This is a genomic window from Pedobacter sp. 22163 (assembly GCF_052045595.1).
In the GTDB taxonomy this organism is placed as follows: domain Bacteria; phylum Bacteroidota; class Bacteroidia; order Sphingobacteriales; family Sphingobacteriaceae; genus Pedobacter.
This window is the reverse complement of sequence record NZ_JBQEPM010000003.1, coordinates 20,904-39,180: the sequence shown is the minus strand read 5'-3', so window position 1 is coordinate 39,180 and position 18,277 is coordinate 20,904. Positions and strand designations below refer to the sequence as shown.

Here is an 18,277-nt window from a genome sequence, read left to right as displayed (position 1 = left end):
TTTAGAATTTAATATTAGCGCCCAGATTAATAATGCGTTGCTGTGGATAGAATTGGCCACTGCCACTGTTTCCTTCCGGGTCGTAATCTTTAACTTTTGAAAAGGTTAGCAGGTTAAATGCACTGGCATAAAACCTTAAGCCCGAAACATTTATCTTCTGTAAAAACGGCGCTTTTAAATTATAGGCAAGCTCTACGTTTTTCAGCCTTAAAAAAGAAGCATCGTTTAACCAAAAATTATTGGCAAACTGTCCGCCACTGATGGCGTTCGAGGCACGATCGGTAACTCTTGGATAAGTTCCATTCGGGTTTGACGCGCTAAACCTGTTATTGGCCCAGCTACTGTAAAAGTTACCTACACTTCCTGCTTCAGGCAAAACATATTGGCTAACCTGGCCCTGTCCCGACAGCACGAATGATAAATCGAAATTCTTGTATGAAGCTCCGAAATTTAAACCATAAGTAATTTGAGGGGTATTGCTATAGGCTGATCTGGTTTGATCATCAGCAGTAATCTTTCCGTCATTGTTATAATCCAAATATTTAAGATCACCTATTTTGGCACCACTTACATGGGGATAAGCATCTAACTCCTGTTGCGTTCTAAATATGCCAATACTATTGTATAGGAGGTAAGAATTTAGCGTTCTGCCTGTTTGGCGCTGATATTCTAACGTACCGCTGGCCTCATCAATAAATATGACCTTATTTTTAGCATAGGTAATGTTTCCCGATAAATTCCAGTTAAAGTTTTCGCCATTATGGTTATAACCCAAGGTAGCCTCAAAACCATTGCTGTTTACCTTACCGATATTTTCTGATGGCACTAACGGTGTATAATTGGGACTTTTATCATCAAATGGATTAACTATACCTGAAGAACCTGGTAATGAAGCATTTCGTGTTGTTAAAATATCAGAGCGTTTTTGCTGGAAATAAATGGCTTCGATGCTAAAGTTTTTAAATATTGTAGCATTAATTCCGATATCGAGTTTTTTCGCCACTTCCCAGGTAATGTTCGGGTTTGCCAATTTAACCAGGTTTACGCCAGGTTGTATGGTCAGCGAATTGGTTACATCTCTGGCCACAAACCCGTTGCCTACCAATACATAGTTATCGAAATACTGGAAACCATTTACATTATCGTTACCAAGCGCACCATACGATGCACGGATTTTTAAGTTATCGATAAATTTAACGTTTTCGTTAAACCATTTTTCTTTTGAAATTACCCAACCTGCAGAAGCGGATGGGAAAACACCATACTGTTTGCCTTGGGGAAAAATAGACGATCCATCAACACGCAACTGGCCTTCAAAAAGATATTTATCATCATAAGTATAAGCTAAACGGCTGATTATACTCCGGCGGTTGTAGTTAGAGCTATAGCCCGAGTTCAGAAAATCTGTGGCTGCTGTGCCACCTTGCGAAAGTTCAGGCAGTGATGTAGATAAAAAGTTAAAACGCTGTGCATCGAAATATTCCAAATGATTTTCGCTTTGTTCGTAACCCACGAAGGCATTAATATCATGCAGGTTAAACTTACGTGCGTAATTCAGCTTAATATTTGAAGTAAGCAACGATTCATTTTTATGGCTTTCGGTTAATGTTGCTTTTTGATTGTTACCACCAACAATTACGCTGTTAAAGTTTTTTGTGCCTTGATCATACTGGTACAACAGGTAAGGTTTGTTAAAACTTTTGCTAAAAACATTCGATTTGTCTGCCGAGAAAAAGCCATCTACAGAAAGTCCCTGTACACCCGGTATAATAAACGTAGCCCTTAAAATCCCATTTAAAACCTGTGTAGGGTTTTTATTGGTTCCACCTATATCGGTTACCTGCATTGCAGGGTTTGCATTTTCTATCCCTGTAGTTGGCAAACCATTTGGATAATATGCAGCGGCAATTGGTTTTGCCCTATAGATAGATCTAAAAATATCACCTGCCCCAACCTGCGGAAATACGCGATTCTCTTGCCTGCCCGATACGGATAAACCCACTTTAATATATTTAGATATATTGGCATCAACATTAGTACGAAAATTATACTGATTATATTTTGTTGCGCCATTTTTGTATAAACCATCCTGGGCTATTGTACCCAATGAAACATAGTATTTTACATCTTCACTGCCACCATTAACGGAAAGGCTATGCTGACTTTGTACTGCGGTCTTTTTCAGTGTTTCGTTAATCCAATCGGTATTTGGATACAAGAGCGGATCGGAACCATTGCGGAATTTCTCGATCTGATCTGCAGTATAAGATTGATTAAGTCCACCGGCAGGATTTGAATCGAAACTAATTTCGTTCATAATTTGTGCATAAGTAGCTGCATCGGCCATTTTCGGCAATCTGGTAGGCGACCCAAAACCCTGGTTAAAACTGTAACTTATAGATGGTTTACCCGTTTTTCCTTTTTTGGTGGTAACCAATATTACACCATTTGCGGCTCTGTTACCATAAATAGCTGCAGAAGCATCTTTTAATACCGATACACTTTCGATGTCATTGGGATCTAAACGCTCAAGGCCACCAATCTGACCTGGAACTCCATCAACTACAATGAGTACATTATTACTCCCGGTAGTGGCAAGCCCCCTAACCGTAATGGTAGAACCATCAACACCAGGTTCGCCACTGCGGTTATTTACAATTACCCCCGAAAACCGGCCCGCCAAAGAGTTTGACAGGTTTGGTTGTGGGCTTTTCATTAATTCACTTCCTTTTACCTGCGATATGGAGCCTGTTAAGGTTGCTTTTTTCTGGGTGCCGTAACCAACTACCACCAATTCGGTTAGGGTTTTAGCTTCTGAACCAAGCTGAACATTAATGTTTGTTCTGTTTCCTACCGTTTGTTCCTGACTGGTGTAGCCAACATAAGAAAAAACGAGTATATCTGTTGTAGCTGCAACAGCAATGCTATAGTTACCCTTTGCATCGGTTTGTACTGCCTTCTCTGTACCCTTAATTTTAACGGCTACACCTGGAAATGTAGCACCTGTTTCGTTTGTTACGGTCCCCGTTACCACAATTTCTTTAAGCTTGTTCTTTATCCCTGTTGTAACAGAAAAAGATGCCATTGCCGGTAAACTGATGGATACGATAAATAGAAATGCCAGTGTTTTAATTGTAAAGGATTTTGGCAAAAATCCTTTCAGAACTTTTCTTCTCATATTGGTTTGCAAGTTTAATATTTGGTTAGCAGATCAATTTATAACCTACCCAACAGAACCCTATTGGAATCGCGGTTATAGCACTGCTTTATAGAAGGCTAAATTAGCGTCAACAAACAACTCCTATGGGGTACAAACAATCCAAATTAGAGGGGTAAACAAACCGAAAAACCCCAAAACAATGCTTTGGGGCCGATTATTAAACAAATAGATGAATGGCTACTTGCTATTTACCTTTTTTAACTGTGGTATTAATGTTATTGGAAAACGGCTTGCGGAATTTTTTAATGTACTGCGATGGGTTCATGTTAAAGAGCTTATAAAACTGCTCTCTAAAATATTTCGGATCGTTAATACCCACCATGTAAGAAGTTTCCTGAATGGTTTTATCGGTATTGATAAAAATTTCGGCAGCTTTCCTCAATCTGATGAAACGGATAAAGCCATTGGCTGACTGACCTGAAATGGATTTTATTTTGCGGTAAAGATTAGATCTCGACATACCGATAGCCGTAGTCAGTATATCGATATTAAAATCCGGATCGATCAGGTGTTCTTCTACGATACGGATACAGTTATCCAAAAACTCTTTGTATTCTGCAGAGATTTTGGTGTTGTTAGAATTGAGCGTAATCTCGTTATAAAAGTATTTTTGCAGCGCATTTTTACTCTTTAGTATGCTGGCTACCCTCGCTTTTAAAAAATCTTTATCAAAAGGTTTACTAATGTAATCATCGGCCCCACCTTCTATTCCTTTAAGTTTAACCTCTGGCGCAGAAATAGCGGTTAACAGGATAATAGGAATATGAGAAACGGCGACATCTTCTTTTATTTTACTACAAAGTTCTATCCCGGTTATACCGTCCATCATTACATCACATATCACAATATCGGGCAATAGTTCTTTTACCATATCATACCCGTCTTCTCCGTTGCTCGCTTCATAAAGGTGGTAATCCATTCTGAAAACCTGTTTCAGGTATTCTCTGATCTCGATGTTATCATCAATAATCAAAAGTGTTTTCAAATCCACAGCAAGCTGACTATCAATCAATGGTTCTTCTGCTGCTTTTACAATATTATTTGCCGTTATTTCATCCTCTATTAACTCTTTAAATAACGATGAATCGGTATCTATCAGTTCCTCCTGCAAAATTACCGCATCTTTAAAATGGCTTATTCCTTTTAATAAAGCAATATTAAATGCCGTGCCTTTATTTTCAACGCTGGTATAACTTATCGCTCCACCATGCATTTCTATAAAATTCTTGGCCAGGTACAAACCGATACCGAAACCTCCTTTTGCTGATTTATTTCCTGGATCCTGATAAAATTTTTCATAGAGTTTTTCTCCTGCAAAGCTGGTAATACCACAGCCTGTATCTTCTATAAGCACATTTATATTTTCCTGGTTACTTTTTACAATCATTTTAACCGTACCGCCTTCGGGCGTAAATTTTATGGCATTTGCAAGGAGATTAAAAAACACAATCTCTATTTTTTCCCTATCAGCATAAAATGGGATCAATTCATCGGCACATATAAACTCAAATACAATATTTTTAGACCTGGCCTGGTGCACAAAGCAAAGAAATACTTCTTTACACAAACTTACCAGATTTACGGGAGCTACTTTTAATTTTCCGCCATAGGTATCTGCTTTCCTGAACAATAACAATTGATCTACCAAACTTAAAAGCCGTTTTGCATTCCTGTAAACAATATTTAAATCAGTAGTATCAACATTTTTATCGTTCTTGTATAAAAGCTCTTTAACCGGATTGATAATTAGTGTAAGTGGCGTACGAAACTCGTGCGATACATTGGTAAAAAAAGAAAGTTTCTTCTCGCTGAGTTCTTTCTCTTTTTCACTTTCTACATGGGCCAGCTTCACCTGAAATTCGAGGTTTGCGCGATGCTCACGGTACTTAAGATAGGCATAAATCATCCCAAAGAAAGCCAGCCCATAAATACAAAAAGCCCACCAGGTATTGTACCATGGCGGTGTAATGGTAATTGCGATAGCGTTGCCTTCCATATTCCAGATGCCATCGTTATTTGATGCCCTTACTTTTAACACATACTTACCGGGATTTAAATTGGTATAGGTAACTTTATGCTCACTGCCACCGTAATTCCATTTCTTATCGAAACCTTCGAGAAAATAAGCATACTTGTTTTTTTCAGAAAGCGTATAATTAAGTGCTACAAAACCAAAAGAAAGCACACTTTGGCTGTAGGGCAAAGTAATCTCCTTAGTCATGTACACCGGTAATTTTAATGGAGAATCATCACCCGGTAGAATTAATTTATTGAAAATAGAAAAATCGGAAAAATAAACCGCCGGAGCCGTTTTATTATATTTTAGCTGTTGTGGATTGAAATAAACGATACCTTTACTTCCTGCCAGGTAAATTTCTCCTTTTGCATTTTTACAGATAGCGGCATTGGCATAAACACCGTCTTTTTCATCGTAATTTTTCACCATTTTGTTTACAGGATCAAAGAGTGAAATCCCCTGTTCGGTTGTTACCCATAACCTGCCATTATTGTCTTCTACCAGATCAGTAAAAACGTTGCTTGCAAAACCGTTTTGCTTTGAATATATTTTGAAAGTATCTGTTTTAGCTACATATTTATTCAATCCATCTCGGGTGCAGATCCAAACATTTTGATGCGAATCCAGATAAAGGCTATTTACAATATTATTGCTGATACCACCTTTTCTCGAATTATCGATCATGTAATTGCTAAACTTTTTGGTTTTAGGGTTAAAGCGGCTGAGCCCACTTCCGTATGTCCCTATCCAAACATTTCCCTGCGCATCTTTTAAAAGGCAGTATAAATGGTTATTACTTAACGAAGCCTGGTTTTTAGGGTCGTTAAAGTAATGTGTATAACTGCGGGTTTTATCGTTATATACCTTTAAACCAGCATCGGTAGCCAAATAATATTCCTTATTGTTTACCTCAATTAAATCTCTAAAAACATCTTCATTAAAAAAACTACCAAGTGCAGAACGATGATGGTGGTGAATAAATTTATTCTCTTTCTCCTCGTAACGATCGAAACCATTTTCGCCCATTACCCAAAGCCTGCCATTTAAATCGGTAGATAAGTTAATAATATCAGAGCTGGATAAACTATTTGCATTGCTGGTATGCTGCAGTTTAATTACTGAACGATTATCGGGATTATATTTAAACAAACCTTTGTTTGTGCCTACCCAAAAATCCTTACCATAACTGATGATGGATTTGATGTCGGCCTGCCCAAAAGGAAGGGAAATAAAATTAAATTTATACTGGTTAAAGTCTATTTTACTGAGACCATTTTTACCACAAACCCATATCATTCCTGTTTTATCGCGGTATAAACCTCCATTGGCGAAAAATTCGAGCTCTTCTATTTTCTCCCATTTATTTATTTCGGTGTTTACCCAAAATAATCCGGCATTTCCGCCAACCAGCATTTTTTTTCCACCTAAACTTAATACACTAAATACTGAGGCGTTACCAGTACCTTTACTACTGAAGGTGTTGAATTTCCCTGTTTTCGGATCGAATCTGAACAGATCGCCTTTCCAATAACAACCAATCCATATCATGCCATCGGCATCTATACTAAGTGTCCAGATATCGTTTGGATTTTTTTCGCCTGCTACTTCCTTTTGCAGGTAATTGGTAAAGCGACGTGTCTTTTGATCAAATTTATTTAGTCCTTTGCTCCAATTGCCTAACCATAAGTTACCTTCTTTATCTTCTGCGATGGCATTAACCGATTTTCCTTTAATGGCATTTGGATTTTTAATGTCGGGCTGATAAACGGTAAAAGACGCTGAGTTTTTGTTAAAAAGATTAAAACCATCATCAGTACCTACCCAGAGTTTATTTGTCCTATCGATGAGTAGCGACCATATTTTATTATTGCTTAATGATGTTCTCTTGTTTTCTTTATGATAAAAACGCTCAAACTTTTCTGTTACAGGGTCAAATCTATTTAAACCGTTCATGGTAGCCACCCAGAAAACACCATTCTTATCTTCTACAACAGCATTGATATAGTTATTGGTTAGTGAGGTGGTATCGCCCGGTATATTTACATAAATTTTAAAAGAATAACCATCAAACTTACACAAACCGTTTTCGGTACCTACCCAAATAAACCCCCTTTTATCTTTTAAGGCAGCTGTTGTGTTTTTTGAAGGGAGTCCTTCATTTATGCCGTATGTTTTAATTACATAATGGCCTGCTATTACAGGCCGTTTATCGACATGGGATACCTGCGCATTAACATGAGTAAAGAGGAAAAAAAATTGTAGAAGAAAACAAGTTAGACTAATTAATCTCATAGTTGAACAACAAAATTTGATGGGAGAATGCCTTAGCTAAACCCTGCCTCTTTCGAAATAGACGAGTTGTAAAGATACAATTTGCAAACTTATTACCGAATCTATTCTGTGTTCAGGTGAGCGCCAATAAAAAAGAGGCCGATTAAAAAACCGACCTCTTTGCAAAACTAACTACTACTAACTAAAATTTAACTGTATTGAGATACTTATCTACTATAATGCCCTCACTAATCTTAAGCCCGAACTGTATTTTGCGTTTTGCCTTAAATTTCAGGATAAACAGATCGGAAGTTTCGTTTAAAGCATCTTTGTTGCCAATGTTCACAAAGGTTGGATACAGAACCTTAGCGCCATTGGTGTGCAGGCGATCGTTGGTCAGGTTATCCATCTGTTTGGTGTTTAAAGGCTGAACACTTACAAAATCGTAATCCTGTGCATGGTATGGCAGTGCAAAACTTAAAGCATTTACTGATTTCAGGTTTATTCCTTTTACTTTGATTTCGATGATTTCGTCTTTATTGTAAGCTTGTTTAGCGGTACTGATTTCCAGTTTTCCGGCCACTTTATCAATTTTAGCATTTTTCACACCTCCTTCAAGCTGTGTAGCCACCACTGAAATATCGTAAGCATCAATCAAATTGTTTTTATTGATATCGCCATTGCTGATATAACCTTCAAAATCAGCATCACCTTTTCTTAAACCAGTATAATTGATGTAAGAAGTTAAATCGTTCTTATCAATTAAGCGGTCGTTATTGATATCGCCCGGAAGGTAACTTTCGGTACCAGGAACCTTAAATACATAAAGCTCTCTACCTGAGCCGAAACCGCCTACACCATCAGTAACAGCGATTTTGATGTACCGTGCAGCAGGATGTGCAGTAAAATTGAATATTTTAATTTCGTCGTTATTAGCCCATTCAAATGTGCCAGCTTCTGTCCAGCTTTCTTTATTATTGCTATAAAATACTTTACCTTTTAATAAAATCCCGTTCCCTCTTCCTGTGCGTGGCAGGTAGTGGAATTTATCCAGTTGGTTGATCGATTTCAGATCAATGATCATATCAAAAGGAACTGCTTTAACACCCCATTTGGTATGCCAGGTATTACCTTCATCATAATCGAATAATTTACTGATACCAGAGCCCCCTTGATTTTCTACTGTAGTTTCGGCAACAATACCCTGGATAGCAAACTCTAACGGATTGGTTTTGGTTGTTGCTTTAATTTCCGTCCAATCCGAGTAGCCATCTTTGTTTACAGCACGCAGCTTAAATAAATAAGGTGTTTCGGCCAATAAACCATCAAACAACAAAGCAGTATCGCGGATAGTGGTATAATGCATGTCGTTAAAATCGATCTCATAAAAATCTGCATTGCTCACTTTTGTCCAGCTTGGTGTAAGCGTATAGGCTCCTTTGTTTTTATCACTTACCCTTGCATTAACAGGAACAGTTAATTTTCCTGTTGACATGCGTTGTTTATCTGCAGGCTCAAATTTAAATCCCTCTATACCAAGTGTTACCGGATTGATGGTAATATCAGTAGACTGAAGTTTAACCAGCAATTGAGGGTTTTTAACCATTGCCACTTTTTCAAACTCGCTTCCTTTTGTAGCAAAACGGTTTAAATTTGGTGCAGCATCGTAGAAATAAACGTTAGACTGTTTTAAAAACTCGTCTTTTGAGTTTACTTGTGATAATTTTATTTTACTGTTTCCAACTTTTGCCGTTAACCTTTTTGGTTTTTCGGTAACGTTAATTACGAATTCAGTTGTTTTGTCTTTCACAAAGCCATCAAAGTCGCCCTTTGCAGGATGAATGGTAATCAGGGCATTGTTCTTCTGATCTAATACTGATTCGATTAAAGTAGAAACGCCTTTTCCTAATTTGTAGGCTTCTGTTGCACCGTCATCATCATATTCTGTAAATGAAGTTTTTTCAAAAGGATATAATTCATAAATACGGTTTGCTTTATTGATTTCAGAAACATTGTTATTCGGATTCGTCATCGGGATAATGGCGCCATTTTTCACAAAAACGGGCAATTTCCATAATGGTGAATCAAAACTGTTGAGAATACTGTTCCCTGTATATTTTTCTCCGGTGACATAATCAATCCATGTTCCCTCTGGTAAATAAATACCATTGCGGATATCGTTACCTTTTTCGTCTGATTGGGTAGCCTGATAAATTGGCGCCACTAGGAAAGAAGGTCCGTACAGATATTGATATTGTGTTGAAGTCCCTTTAGTATAAGCATTTGGGTATTCCAGAAACATTGCCCTGATCATCGGAAATCCGGTAACTGCCTCTCTAGCTACGCTATAAGTATACGGTATCAACTCCGATTTAAGCTTTAAATAATTGCGGTTAATCGATGTTATAGGCTCACCCAATGCTTGCGGATATTTTTCATTAGCTCCCCAACCGTCCATGTTTAATTCCATTGGCGTAAAGGTTTTCCATTGGAAATCGCGGGTATTGATGGTTAGATTTTTACCACCAAAAATACCATCCATATCTGAAGTAATATTCGGTTGACCTGATAAACCGGAACCTAAATAGGTAGGGATGTGGAAACGGATATATTCCCAAACACCACCAGTTTGATCACCGGACCAAATACCGGCATAACGTTGTGTACCCGCCCAGCCATCTAAAGAAATGATAAACGGACGGCTGCTATTGCCATAATAAGGCATAATCTGGGCCACATCGGCAACACCATTCAACCCGAATGAATAACCGGCACCAACCCATGCCACGTCGGTTTTTAATACACGAACACCTGCATCTCTTGCTTCCTTAATAATATCGCGCTGCAATAACGGACTTACTTCCGGTTTGGGATGAAGATCGGATTGTGTCCAAAGTCCAATTTCCACGCCGTTTTTACGGGCATAATCGCCAAAACTTTTCAGGTTCTGAATGTTGCCATCCAATGTTTCGGTTTGGCCATAACCTGCGCCATAACCATCATTTGGAAGTACCCAGCCCAAAGGCATATCGTGTTTTTTATAACGGTCGATCACCGCACGTGCTGAAAACTGGTAATTGTTTTTTTCACCGTTGAGCGATTCTTTTATACCGCCATTATCTTTCTGGCTTTCTTTGTAACGTTTGCCATCTTCAAATAAAGTTCCTTTTTCGTCTTCTTTCCAAAAATCTCTATTGTAAGCGTTTAAATGTCCCTGATAGAAACCAAATTTCGGTAACAAAATAGGGTTTCCGCTAAGCTGATAAAAATCGTTCAATAAAGGTACTGCACCATCGTTGATCATAAAAAAAGCATCCAGGTAATCGGTTTCGTGTGCCAATTTCACCAACCCTTTTTCTTTAGCCCCAAAATTATAATTCCCTTTACTAAAGGTATGCCACATTACAGCATAACCATTGGTAGACCAATAATAAGGTGTTGGTGAAGCTACTCCCCCATCTGTCCAGCTGTTTTGGTTCTCAATAGAAATGGCTCTTCCCTTGTGTGAGAAACGGCCGTTCTGTACGCCACCACCATAAAAATACTCCTGTGGATTTTCTTTCAGACTAAGTGTTACTTTTCCTTTTTCGAACTGAATCGGTGCTAATTCTTCCACAGCAACGGCTTGTGTAGCAAGGTTGATAATTTTGATCAGGGAAGTATTTTTATCGAAAAGAACAGTAATCTTACCCGTAGATATGAACAGTTGATTGTTCTCATCTTTAATATCCAGTTTTGAAACTGGTCTGCGTGGGTTTTCGACTAAAATTCTGGCTTCTGGTTTTGCTTCCGGATCGCGTATAAAACCTCCGGTAGGGTCTTCGAAAAGGCGAAAAATGTGATCACCATAAAAATCTAAAGTTAAACGTTGATTATCAGAAAGCAACAATTCTACTGTGGTGGTATTGATCTTTTTTGCAGCAAGCACTTTGGTAACTTTTTCTGCTGCCTGATTGGTTTTTTGAGCAGCTGGCTGAGCAGAAGCAAAAAAAGGAGCGGCAATTAAAAACAACGCAAATACCAAAACAACACGCTTAGGTTGGTTTTTGGGATTGGCTATTTTAAAATGTTTAAAAAAATAATGCGGGGTCATTAAATTTTGATTTGGTTATGTGTTTAAGTTAAGCAAGCTGATAATTTAGTTGCTATGGGATAAAGTTAACAAACACATTAAAGGAACTGGTGCGTTTATAGGTATAAAAACCGCGCAATCGTTTGCCTATCTAATTTTTTACCAGATAGAGTGATGTTTTCTATCATTAAGAAATTAAGGGCATTAAGGTTGTAGAAGATCGATTTTATAGAATAGAATCAGCGATCGTCCTCCTGGATCCGATAGCTATAGGATTTATTTCAGGGTCTTTCTAGTCAGCTTTTTTGCCACGGAAGCACAGATTTACACGGAATTTAATTTTGCTTTCAGCTTTTGCCTTTTCTATGAGTTGTGAAGTATTTTAGCCATGGCCTTATAAAGCATAATTTTACCTATACTATCAAAAAAAATACAAAGCATACGAATAGTTTGTTTTTAGTACTACTCGGCCATAAAATATTGATTAGTTATATTTTAAACAAAGCGTTTTTGTATTACAAACTTAAAAAAAAATCGAATGGCAAGCATTTTGTAAGTGTTTGTAAAATTGCTTATTACGAATGAATTCCCCTCTATCACAATCCTATAGCTGTGTAATTATAGATGACAGCCAAATGAGTATAAAAACACTTGAAAACTTTGTTTCCAAAATAGACAAACTCCAACTAAAAGGAAGTTTTACAGACGCAATAGATGCCATGGCCGCCTTTTGGACTTACGGAAAAATTGATTTCCTATTTCTGGATATCCAAATGGAAATATCAGGAATTGATATAGCCAGAATGCTTCGAAACAGTGTAAAATTTGTTGTATTTATAAGTGCTGATGACAATATGGCCATTGATACCTTTGATAAGGGCAACTGTTTTTTATTTAAACCCCTCGATTTTGAAAAATTTGAAGACACAGTGAATCAGTTGATTCTGACTGAACGTAAGCACAAAGAAATACTTTTGTGAGTAACTCGCTGATGATATTCGCTTTTATCTTTCCACCATTAAGGGTTAAGAATATTAAGATTTAATGACATGGTCTCAGCGGTCGTCCTCCTGAAATTTCCACTTCTAAAAAATTGCGTCATTCTGATCCGATAGCTATCAGATTTATTTCAGAATCTTTCCGGCTAGTTTTTTTGCCACGGAAGCACAGATTTGCATAGAACTAATTTACCCTTTTGCTTTGAGCTTTGGTCTTTCAGCTTTAGTCTTTCTTACCATTAAGCAGTTAAGAACGTTAAGATTTCATAGCTCGGTCCCAGCGGTCCTCTTAAGGATCTATCCAGCTTTGGTTATTTTTTTGCCACGGGACCAAAGATTTGCACGGAGTTAATTTACCCTTTTGCTTTGAGCTTTGAGCTTTGGTCTTTCAGCTTTAGTCTTTCTTAAAAATCTGAATAATCTGTTGGGTAAACAAATTTAGTGTCGTTTTTAGAAACATTATGCTGATACTCAGGCATGGCTGATAACTTTTTCCAATAATCATCCGCGGAGAAAGCCTTCCAGTGTGCGTCTCTGTCAGTTTTATTTTCGAAAGTGGTTAAATACATTAAATTAGGCATGCGACTACCGGCGATTACTTCGCCATAAAATACTGCATTAAAATTGAGTCTTTTAAACAACCCGATTTCATCGCCTTTATTAAACATTTGAACTTTATTCTTAAAATATTTCTCAGTAGGTGCCTCGTAACTTCTTAATTCGTACACCCGTTCTTTCATCGGCGATTTTAGATTAGGAAGCATAAAATGAGGAGCATCCTCAAAAGCCTTTAAAACAATAGATTCTAATCGATCGTAAGGAGCCTCGTTATAAGCTGCGTCAAGGTAGGCTTTACCATCAATAGCATGTTGTTTATCTTTGGCTAACTTTTCATCCAGCTCCAGAACGCCATTGAACGATTTCAAAGGAATAAATACATAAATAAGCTTTTCTGTAACTGCAGCTGGATCGCTTACAATTGGCTTAAACACGCCTACTTTGGTAATTCCATTGCGGTGCAATGCGGGTAGATATGCCTTCTGCAGATAATCATCTACTGTTTTTTCTTGTGCATCAGTTTTCAAATGGTAAATTTTGATCTGATAAAAATCTATCTTCGATGCATTGGCTACAAATGCGCTAGATAACAGCACAAATAAAAACAGACAGGATATTTTGATTTTTGGTAACATAGTATGAGGTCATGATTTTGAAGGGAAAAATACTTAAAGTTTTCGGGTAAAACTGAAAATATCTTTTTTTTGCTTACCACTTTTATCCTTTTCTTCTAATACAACGCTCAGTTTATTCTTCCCAATTAATTGATAGCTCAACCGGATCGTTCTATTCTCTGACTCGAACACAGCATAGGTACCTTTCAGTTCTGCCAGTGGAAAAAGCAATGGCTTTTCTTTATCTTCCCAACCAATACTTCCACGATTAAAATGCCTCATTTTCATTACCGGAAGATGTCCATCCTGCTCAATCACCACAAACTCGTAAAATAAGGCTTTTCCATCTTTAACACACCTGAAACTACTCATCATACTCTCTCCCTCCGGTGCACTCCAAAATTCCTCCAAATCGCCCCAGTCTGTTTTCTGAACCCAGGTACCAGTCATAAATGCCAGGTCTTTTACTGTAGCCTTTTTCACCTGTGCTGCGCCAGAAAAGCAAAAGAGCAAAAGAAACGAAATTATTAAAATGTTATTCTTCATAGCCATACGCATGTAGCTAAAATAAAAATTTAATTGGAGAATTAATGAATGATTGAATTAGTGGATGAATCAATAACTAATGACAAATAACCAGCAAACAATGAACTAATGACCGATGAACCAATGACAAATGAACTAATAAACCAATTTATTTTGAAAGATTTGGATTCGGTGGTTCGGCATGCAATAAATGTTTTACAAAAAAATCGCGTTTACGCCTGCGTCCATAAATACCGCCATCGCTATGCCCCATACCCGGAATGCTTAAAATATCGAAATCTTTATTTGCTTTGATCAAAGCATCGGCAAGTCGATAGGTTGATTCTGGTGGTACATTTTCATCGGCTTCGCCAACAATTAAAAATAGATTACCCTGCAATTTTGCTGCATTGGTAATGTTAGATTGTTCTCCATAGTGCGGCCCTACGGGATAGCCCATCCATTGTTCGTTCCACCATTGTTTGTCGATGCGGTTATCGTGACAACCACAGGCAGAAACCGCAGCTTTATAAAATTCTGGATGAAATAACAGCGCACCTGTTGAGCTTTGCCCACCCGCCGAAGTCCCATAGATCCCCACTCTTGAAATATCTGCATTTGGATATTTAACGGCCATGGCTTTCATCCACAATATCCGGTCAGGGAAACCTGCATCAGCGATATTTTTCCAGCATACATCATGAAAAGTTTTAGACCGGTTGGCGGTACCCATTCCATCAATCTGTACGACAATAAAGCCTAATTCGGCAATGCTCTGCATTTCACTGGCAGGCAAGAAACTTTTGGGTACAAAACTATCATGAGGACCTGCGTAAATATTTTCGATAACAGGATAAGTTTTGTTCGGATCCATTTTTGAAGGAAAGCAAACAATACCCCAAATGTCGGTTATGCCATCTCTTCCTTTAGATACAAACACTTCAGGCAGTTTAACACCTGTAGCCAAGTAAACAGCTGTTTGACCATGTTCTATTTCGCTTATTTTTTTGGTGTTCGCAGTTAACCTTAACTCGCTAACAGGTGGCACATTTACCTGTGAATAGGTATCGATATAATATTTACGATCGGGAGAAAAACTGAGGTTATGATTACCTTTTTCGGGTGTAAGATTCACCAGTCCCTTTCCATCAAACCCGATCCTATAATAATGGATAAAGTAAGGGTCTTCACTGGCATTCATTCCGCTGGCCCTAAACCAAACCTGGCGTTTAACCACATCTACACTATCAATATCCCTAACTACCCAATTGCCTTTGGTAATCAGGTTCTGTTTTCCAGTGGTGCCATTAACCAGATAAAGGTGTTGCCATCCATCCTGCTCACTGGTCCACAATATTTCATTTGTTTTAGGTAAGTAATGGGTATAAATGCGCCGCTCATAAATGAAGGTTTTTGTTTTTTCGTCAATAATGTTTTTGGTTTTGCCGGTTAACACATCTACTTCAATTACCCTGAAACGTTGATGGCCGCGATCTACTTTCTCATAGGTGTAATACCTGCTGTTATTACCGCGCCAATGCAATTCTGGTGCACCAAAGAAATCTATCGGATCTGCATCTACTTTAATGGCAGTTTTAGCTGCTAGATTAAAAACATAGGGTTGATAAGCGGTAAAATCGTCGCCAGGCTGTGCATATTCTCTTGATTTTAATTCACCCCTCGTGGTACCAGGCACGGAACTTAATACATAATGTACTTTTTTAGTCTCTTTCGGATCGATTTTATAGGCAACAATATTTTTTCCATCGGGCGACCATGCAAATTCGCCATATGGTTTGTCGGCATTACCATCGGTACTTAACTGGGTTTCTGCTTTGGTAGCCAGATCAACCACAAATATATTTCCACCCTTTATGAGGATTTCATTTTTACCATCAGGCGATTTTCTGGATTCTCGGTTCCGTTGCCAGCGCGATCTGCTTTGCTGCAATGGTCTTTTGGCATTGTAACGATAAATTATAGTGTCTTTGGTGTCCGCTAAACTGTAATCGCTCAAGTTTAATTGATACCATTTATCCTGTATTTTTAGTTTTGCCATATTACCCTGATCCGCGAAATACAATTCAGCAAACTGAAGTTTTAATGGATCCTGTTTTTTACCCGTTATCTTCTCTATAGTTTCAGCCAGTTTATTGTTATCAAACGCAGCTTTACGTTTACCTGTTGCAGCATCTACATAATAATATTCCCATGTTCTGTTAGGAAGGTTTTTTTTGTACCAAAATGCGCTCCCATCTTTTTTCCAGAAAGGAACAAGATCATTGTTGGTTGGGATATTGCGTAATGCGGTATCCAACTTAGTAGATAATTGGTAAGCATTTGCCATTTCAGCAGCACTTGGTGCATAGGGCTGTAAACCCGCTTGCTGTGCCAGCAGCTGAAAGGAAACAAAACTTAATAAGATGATCGCTATTGCTTTTGTAGCGCTTGGATAAATGGTCATTACAGCTTTTTTGTGATAAATATAGTGTTACGGCTTTTCTGATTTCCTTTAGATTTTGATGAATAACATCAATATTTTAACTGCTCACATCAACCGCTTCTTTTGCTTTCAAATCCTGGCGTGCAATACTTCCTTTAATCAGGTAATAAACCGGTATACCAATTAACGTGATGATTAATCCAGGCCAGGTGAAATTAGGTTTAAAAATAATCAGTAATATGCAAAAGGCCAGTCCCATTATCATATAGATGATTGGCAGCACAGGGTAACCAAAGGCTTTATAAGGTCTTTCGGCATCAGGTCGTTTCTTACGAAGGATGAAAATTCCGAAAATGGTGAGCATATAAAACATCACCACCACAAACGAGATCATATCCAACAGGTCGCCATATTTTCCACTGATACACCATAAACAAGCAAAAACACACTGAATCCATAGTCCAAAACCTGGAACTGCATTTTTGTTGAGTGTACCTACTTTTTTAAAGAAAAGCCCATCTTTGGCCATTGAATAATACACCCTGGCACCAGCCATAATTAAACCGTTGTTACAGCCGAAAGTTGAAACCATAATCATTAATGCAATAATGACCGTACCCGCTGTACCGAAAATATGGTTGGCAGCAGAAACCGCCACCCGATCCTTATCAGCATAGGCGATATCGTGTAATGAAAGTACCCCGGTATACATCACATTGGTAAGGATGTAGAGCACTGTTACGATAATGGTTCCTAAGGCTAAACTCAAGCCAATATTGCGTGCAGGGTTTTTAATTTCACCCGCAATAAAAGTAACATTGTGCCAGGAGTCGCTACTAAATATCGAGCCCACCATCGCCGCCGCAATAGCACCAAAAGCCGCCAAAGTGGTGTAAGAGCCAATATTTCCATCGGCAGATAACGGTCCTAAAACCCACATATTTTCCCAGTTGGTTTTCCAGATTCCTTTATCCAAAAAGAAAAGGCCAAACGCGATAAGGCCAAACAAACTTAGCAATTTGGCCACTGTAAAGGTTGTTTGAATTACTTTACCACCGTTTACCCCCCTATTGTTAATATAGGTAAGTAATATAATCACCCCGATTGCCAATAGTTGAGCAGGTGAAATGGTAAAGAAACCTAAATCGATGGCTACTAAATCTTCACTTAGTGCAGGCACGAGATATGCGGTAAATTTGGCAAATGCCACGCCTACTGCGGCAATAGTTGCCGTTTGAATTACTGTAAAAAAACTCCAGCCATATAAAAAACTGATGAGCGGATTATATGCTTCCTTCAAATAAATATACTGTCCGCCCGCTTTTGGAAACATGGCACTTAATTCGCCATAACTCAATGCAGCAGTAAGCGTCATAAAACCTGTAATTAACCAAACCACTAACAGCCAGCCAGAACTGCCTACATTCCTAGTAATATCGGCACTTACAATAAAAATACCTGAGCCGATCATACTTCCGGCTACAAGCATTGTTGCATCCATCAATTTAAGTGAGGGTTTAAATTGTGTGGTTTCTTTTTCAATCATGTGTTTAGTTGCT

The 18,277-nt window shown here is 38.2% G+C and carries 8 protein-coding genes; 1 reads left to right on the top strand and 7 read right to left on the bottom strand.

The annotated features are described in order from the left end of the window. Nucleotide 1: 1 nt before the first annotated feature. From ACTJKN_RS08645 to ACTJKN_RS08635, 3 genes are all read right to left on the bottom strand, one after another. Complete coding sequence (locus tag ACTJKN_RS08645; RefSeq protein ID WP_440824115.1) at nt 2–3,178, bottom strand: SusC/RagA family TonB-linked outer membrane protein; 3,177 nt, start codon at nt 3,176–3,178, stop codon at nt 2–4. A gap of 226 nt (nt 3,179–3,404) precedes the next feature. Next, nucleotides 3,405–7,529, bottom strand: a complete 4,125-nt coding sequence (locus tag ACTJKN_RS08640) for a hybrid sensor histidine kinase/response regulator transcription factor (protein ID WP_440824113.1) — start codon at nt 7,527–7,529, stop codon at nt 3,405–3,407. A 181-nt stretch (nt 7,530–7,710) separates the two neighbouring features. Further along, nucleotides 7,711–11,601, bottom strand: a complete 3,891-nt coding sequence (locus ACTJKN_RS08635; protein WP_440824111.1) for a TIM-barrel domain-containing protein — start codon at nt 11,599–11,601, stop codon at nt 7,711–7,713. Between the two features lie 560 nt (nt 11,602–12,161). On the opposite strand from ACTJKN_RS08635, the gene ACTJKN_RS08630 reads away from it, so the two are divergent. Further along, entirely contained in the window at nt 12,162–12,560 is a 399-nt protein-coding gene (locus ACTJKN_RS08630) for a LytR/AlgR family response regulator transcription factor (protein ID WP_440824109.1), read from the top strand. 422 nt (nt 12,561–12,982) lie between these two features. Here the strand turns inward: ACTJKN_RS08630 and ACTJKN_RS08625 are convergent, their stop codons facing one another. From ACTJKN_RS08625 to ACTJKN_RS08610, 4 genes are all read right to left on the bottom strand, one after another. Then, complete coding sequence (locus tag ACTJKN_RS08625) at nt 12,983–13,771, bottom strand: NIPSNAP family protein (protein ID WP_440824107.1); 789 nt, start codon at nt 13,769–13,771, stop codon at nt 12,983–12,985. Between the two features lie 33 nt (nt 13,772–13,804). After that, nucleotides 13,805–14,296, bottom strand: a complete 492-nt coding sequence (locus tag ACTJKN_RS08620; RefSeq protein ID WP_440824105.1) for a DUF6265 family protein — start codon at nt 14,294–14,296, stop codon at nt 13,805–13,807. A gap of 148 nt (nt 14,297–14,444) precedes the next feature. Next, the gene (locus ACTJKN_RS08615; RefSeq protein ID WP_440824103.1) at nt 14,445–16,739 is read right to left on the bottom strand and encodes a DPP IV N-terminal domain-containing protein; all 2,295 of its coding nucleotides are present in this window, start codon (nt 16,737–16,739) and stop codon (nt 14,445–14,447) included. Nucleotides 16,740–16,815: 76 nt separating this feature from the next. Continuing rightward, a complete protein-coding gene (locus ACTJKN_RS08610; protein ID WP_440824102.1) occupies nt 16,816–18,264 on the bottom strand; it encodes an APC family permease in 1,449 nt (482 codons plus the stop codon). Nucleotides 18,265–18,277: the final 13 nt, after the last annotated feature.

Coding starts and splice junctions, on each gene's coding strand:
- ACTJKN_RS08645 (WP_440824115.1), bottom strand. CDS start 3,178: ATGAGAAGAAAAGTTCTGAAAGGATTTTTGCCAAAATCCTTTACAATT.
- ACTJKN_RS08640 (WP_440824113.1), bottom strand. CDS start 7,529: ATGAGATTAATTAGTCTAACTTGTTTTCTTCTACAATTTTTTTTCCTC.
- ACTJKN_RS08635 (WP_440824111.1), bottom strand. CDS start 11,601: ATGACCCCGCATTATTTTTTTAAACATTTTAAAATAGCCAATCCCAAA.
- ACTJKN_RS08630 (WP_440824109.1), top strand. CDS start 12,162: ATGAATTCCCCTCTATCACAATCCTATAGCTGTGTAATTATAGATGAC.
- ACTJKN_RS08625 (WP_440824107.1), bottom strand. CDS start 13,771: ATGTTACCAAAAATCAAAATATCCTGTCTGTTTTTATTTGTGCTGTTA.
- ACTJKN_RS08620 (WP_440824105.1), bottom strand. CDS start 14,296: ATGAAGAATAACATTTTAATAATTTCGTTTCTTTTGCTCTTTTGCTTT.
- ACTJKN_RS08615 (WP_440824103.1), bottom strand. CDS start 16,739: ATGACCATTTATCCAAGCGCTACAAAAGCAATAGCGATCATCTTATTA.
- ACTJKN_RS08610 (WP_440824102.1), bottom strand. CDS start 18,264: ATGATTGAAAAAGAAACCACACAATTTAAACCCTCACTTAAATTGATG.